This is a genomic window from Rothia sp. HMSC065B04 (assembly GCF_001812285.1).
Lineage (GTDB): Bacteria > Actinomycetota > Actinomycetes > Actinomycetales > Micrococcaceae > Rothia > Rothia mucilaginosa.
In genome coordinates this window covers 102888-106939 of the sequence record NZ_KV808410.1, presented here as the reverse complement: position 1 = coordinate 106939, position 4052 = coordinate 102888, and the positions used below count along the sequence as shown (strand labels likewise).

The window sequence follows — 4052 nt, the reverse complement described above, 5'->3', positions numbered from 1 at the left end:
TTCCCTTCCTTTTCGGAAGGGCTTTCATTGAGGCCTCAAGGTACAGAACAAGCGGTCCCGCGGTCATCTTGATTTCCCTTCCATTTCGGAGGGGCTTTCATTGAGACGCGTGCGTTTTGTCAGCGGTGCCCTTGAAGACCGCATTTTCCCTACAATTTCGTAGGGACTTTCATAGAGGCGAGGTGCTCCGCTATTATTTCCCTGAGTGCAACGGTATTTCCTTTCCTTTTTGGGAAGGGCTTTCATGGAGGTGCCATAGTGCCGAAAGGTTGCGTCTTCGGCTCGGGTATTTCCCTTCCTCTTCGGAGGGGCTTTCATTGAGGCGGGCTATTTGCCGACCCGTCAGGAGGGTCTGGAGCAGGACTTCCCTTCCTCTTGGGAAGGGCTTTCATTGAGGCGGACAACTACCGCCAGCCCCGCACAAAACGGAATTATTTCCCTTCCTTTTGGGAAGGGCATTCATTGAGGCCCGGATATTCCGCTCGCCACCTACAATAGAGGCAGGATTTCCTTTCCTTTTTGGAGGGGCTTTCATTGAGGCGGGTTTTTTGGCATATACGGGGGCGGGGTGGTGAGTATTTCCCGTCCTTTCCGGAGAGGCTTTCATTGAGGCACCTCTTGCATCCAGTGAGTCTGATGCATATTCTGAGATTTCCCTTCCTTTCCGGGAGGGCTTTCATTGAGGCAGCGGCGATTTCACAGGCGGACTTAATGAACGACTTATTTCCCTTCCTTTTCGGAAGGGCTTTCATTGAGGCGCCGAACAGCGAGTTCAACGACGGCGAGGATCTATATTTCCCTTCCTTTTTGGGAGGGCTTTCATTGAGGCAAGGTGAGCTTGGGCAGCAGTCCGTTGACGAATCCATTTCCCTTCCTTTCTGGAGGGGCTTTCATTGAGGCCCGTTTTGGGTGACGTTGGGGTCGCCGTTTGACTCTGAATTTCCCTTCCTTTCCGGAAGGACTTTCATTGAGGGCTGTGGACTGAGGGCCGCTTTTTGCGGTAAAGTTGATTTCCCTTCCTTTTGGAGGGGCTTTCATTGAGGCTTTGGCAACAAGCCGCACGCTGCAGCGGATGCGTTCATTTCCCTACAGTTTTGTGGGGACTTTCAGTGAGGTGCTCTGCAGGCTGCATCATGGACGGATATCCCGCCTATTTCCCTACTTGGTTGTGGGGATTTTCAAGAAGACAGACTGTTGTGATGGTCCAGGATAGCTGCTGAACCGTTTGTTCTGCAGCTTGAAGTGTAGACTTTCATTGAGGCGACCCAGATGCCCACGCAGCGTCTCTGGGAATCCGCATTTCCCTTCCTTTTTGGAAGGGCTTTCATTGAGGCGCCGTTACCCTCTACGGAGCACCCCAAATCCCCGAAATTTCCCTTCCTTATTGGAGGGGCTTTCATTGAGGCCTGATCTTGGCAGCAGTCACTGACCCGGTAGCGCATTTCCCTACAGTTTTGTAGGGACCTTCATTGAGGCGGGCGGCTCATCCCGGCTTGCGCGGGCAACACCTCAACCTTTCCTTTTTTGGAGGGGCTTTCCCTAACCTTTCTCTGCTCCGTTCGTGGACCCATCACAGTCCAGGAACGGAGCTTTTCCTTTTTCGCAGCGCAGGAAGCAACCAGGCTAAAACACCAGCCGCAAACCCCACCCGCCAGCTGCTACCCGCCTCATCCACACCTCCAAGCAGAAAACTCAACACGCCGACCCTGCGTCATAAACTCGCTGATAAGCCAAAACACCACACCGTGGTGCTACCCTCAAAACCAAGCAGTCAAAGCTGACTGCCCACCATATTCGCTCACACCAAGGAGACACCGATGTCTACCCCTTACAGTGCAGGCGACGAACTTCCTATCTCACTCGTCATGCACACCGTGTACTGCCCCCGCCGCGCATGGATTGAATCCAACGGTGAAAAGACCGACACCTCACAAATGCAAGAAGGGCAATCCGCCCACAAACGAGTCGACGACCCCAAAACATCCCGCGGCACGCAACAGCGCGCAGTCACGATCTCATCAACACGTCTCGGGCTCACCGGACGGTGCGACGCTATCGAACCCCAAGAAGACGGTTCTACCCGCATCATCGAATACAAAGCAACACCCGTACGCCGCAACGCCTCCGTCACACCAGCCCACAGGGTGCAGCTCGCCCTCCAAAAAATCTGCCTCGAAGAAGCTGGCGAAACCGTCAGTGAATGCGCGGTGCACTTCACCAACCACAACAAAACCGTGCCCGTCGACATCTCAGATGAAGACACCCGCACCGCAGAAGAATACGTACACACCACCCGCGCACTCATCGACAACCCGACAGCACCGCAACCCCTCGAAGACTCACCCCGCTGCAGCTGGTGCTCCCATATCTCCGTGTGTCTACCCGACGAATCCCACGGAAAAGAAAACATTACGCGCGTCGTCGCCAGCAACCCCGACAGCCAAGTAGCACACCTCACCACGCAAGGATCAAGAGCGACCGTCCAGCAAGGACGCCTCATCGTGCAACACCGCGGTGAAACAATCAGCAGCGTACCCCTCGAACGCGTGCACAGCCTCGTGGTCCACGGAAACATTGACGTTTCCTCCGCGCTTCTACGAGAACTCATGTGGCGCAACTGCACCATCATCTGGTGCTCCAGCACCGGCCGAGTCTACGGCTGGTCGCAACCCGGTACCGGACCGAATGGACTGGCCCGCGTGCAACAGCATGTCCTCTCAGCGCAGGGGCACTTGCCCATAGCGGCCGCCATGATTGCCAGCAAGATCTCAAACCAAGCGACCCTGCTGCGCCGCAACGGCCACGCCGCAGACGCATGCCGCACCATGCGAGACATTCAGAAGCACACACCGCAGGCTACCTCAATTCCGGAACTGCTCGGCATCGAAGGTGAAGCCGCCTCGCTCTACTTCGGTAGTTTCGCGACCATGCTCAAAGAAGACGTGCTCACCGAACTCGGCTGGACCTGGGCCGGGCGGCAGGGGAGAGGCGCCAACGACCCCATCAACATTCTGCTGAACTACGCCTACGGGCTGCTCAGCTCAGAATGTATCCGGGCAATCCTCACCTGCGGGCTCGACCCTCACGCCGGGTTCCTGCACAGCAGCTCTCGCAATAAGCCGGCGCTCGCTCTTGACCTCATGGAAGAGTTCCGTGCAGTCATCGCGGATTCCGTGGTGGTTTCTCTTATTAATAGGAAGCAGGTCAAAGCGGCGCACTTCACCGCAGTTGGTGGCAGCTACCGTCTCACGCCCGAAGGACGGAAGACTGTCATCGCCGCGTTCGAGAAGCGAATGGCCACGGAGATTACCCACCCCACCTACGGGTACTCGGTGACGTGGCGCCGCGCTATTGAGGTGCAAGCCCGCATGCTCCTGGGCGTTATCAACGGAACCACCCGCGAGTACACGGGGGTGACCGTACGATAATGCGTGACGACGCCCGACGAACACTCATCGCTTACGACGTGCCTAGCGATCGGCGGCGCGCCAAACTGGCCAAGCTCATTCTCAGTTATGGGGACCGTATTCAATACAGCGTCTTTATCGTGGATGCGGCCCCCGCCAAGGTGCGACGCATCAAAGACGAAGTTCAGGAACTCATCGATCCAGACGAGGACTCAGTGCTCTTCTGCGACCTGGGGCTGCTGGCCCGTCTTGATGAGCCGACCTTCAGCTACATTGGCCGGGCGCGCGAGGTGACCGAATCGGATGCGCTCATTCTCTAGCTGCGTGTTGCTCATTCGCTAGCGACGCGCGGCAGGGGAGCGGAGGAATGACGAGTTCGATTGCGGACTGGTAGTGGAGGCGGGGATAATGACCTTTCGGAGGCTTTGTCTGTCTCCGCGAGAACCTGGCACGTGACGTAATCTTGGCGTGTCGCTCGCGTGATGTTTTGGCTTATCAATAGTGTTTAAATGCTTAAATGGCTGCTTGGGTATGCTTTTATTTCCCTGCTATCGGGCGGGAACTTTCATTGAGGTTTGTAGGGAACCGCGCCGTTGTATTCCTCAATGGCGACATTTCCCCGCCTTCGGGCGGGGACTTTCATTG

At 56.3% G+C, this 4052-nt stretch carries 2 protein-coding genes; both read left to right on the top strand.

Annotation, left to right across the window (positions count from 1 at the left end; translation table 11 throughout):
• The first annotated feature begins 1817 nt into the window (after nucleotides 1-1817).
• A complete protein-coding gene (locus HMPREF2845_RS07815; RefSeq protein WP_070634393.1) occupies nucleotides 1818-3428 on the top strand; it encodes a CRISPR-associated endonuclease Cas4/Cas1 in 1611 nt (536 codons plus the stop codon).
• Nucleotides 3428-3727, top strand: a complete 300-nt coding sequence (cas2, locus tag HMPREF2845_RS07810) for a CRISPR-associated endonuclease Cas2 (RefSeq protein ID WP_044141701.1) — start codon at nucleotides 3428-3430, stop codon at nucleotides 3725-3727. The genes HMPREF2845_RS07815 and cas2 overlap by 1 nt, the downstream gene beginning before the upstream one ends.
• The last annotated feature ends 325 nt before the right edge of the window (nucleotides 3728-4052 follow it).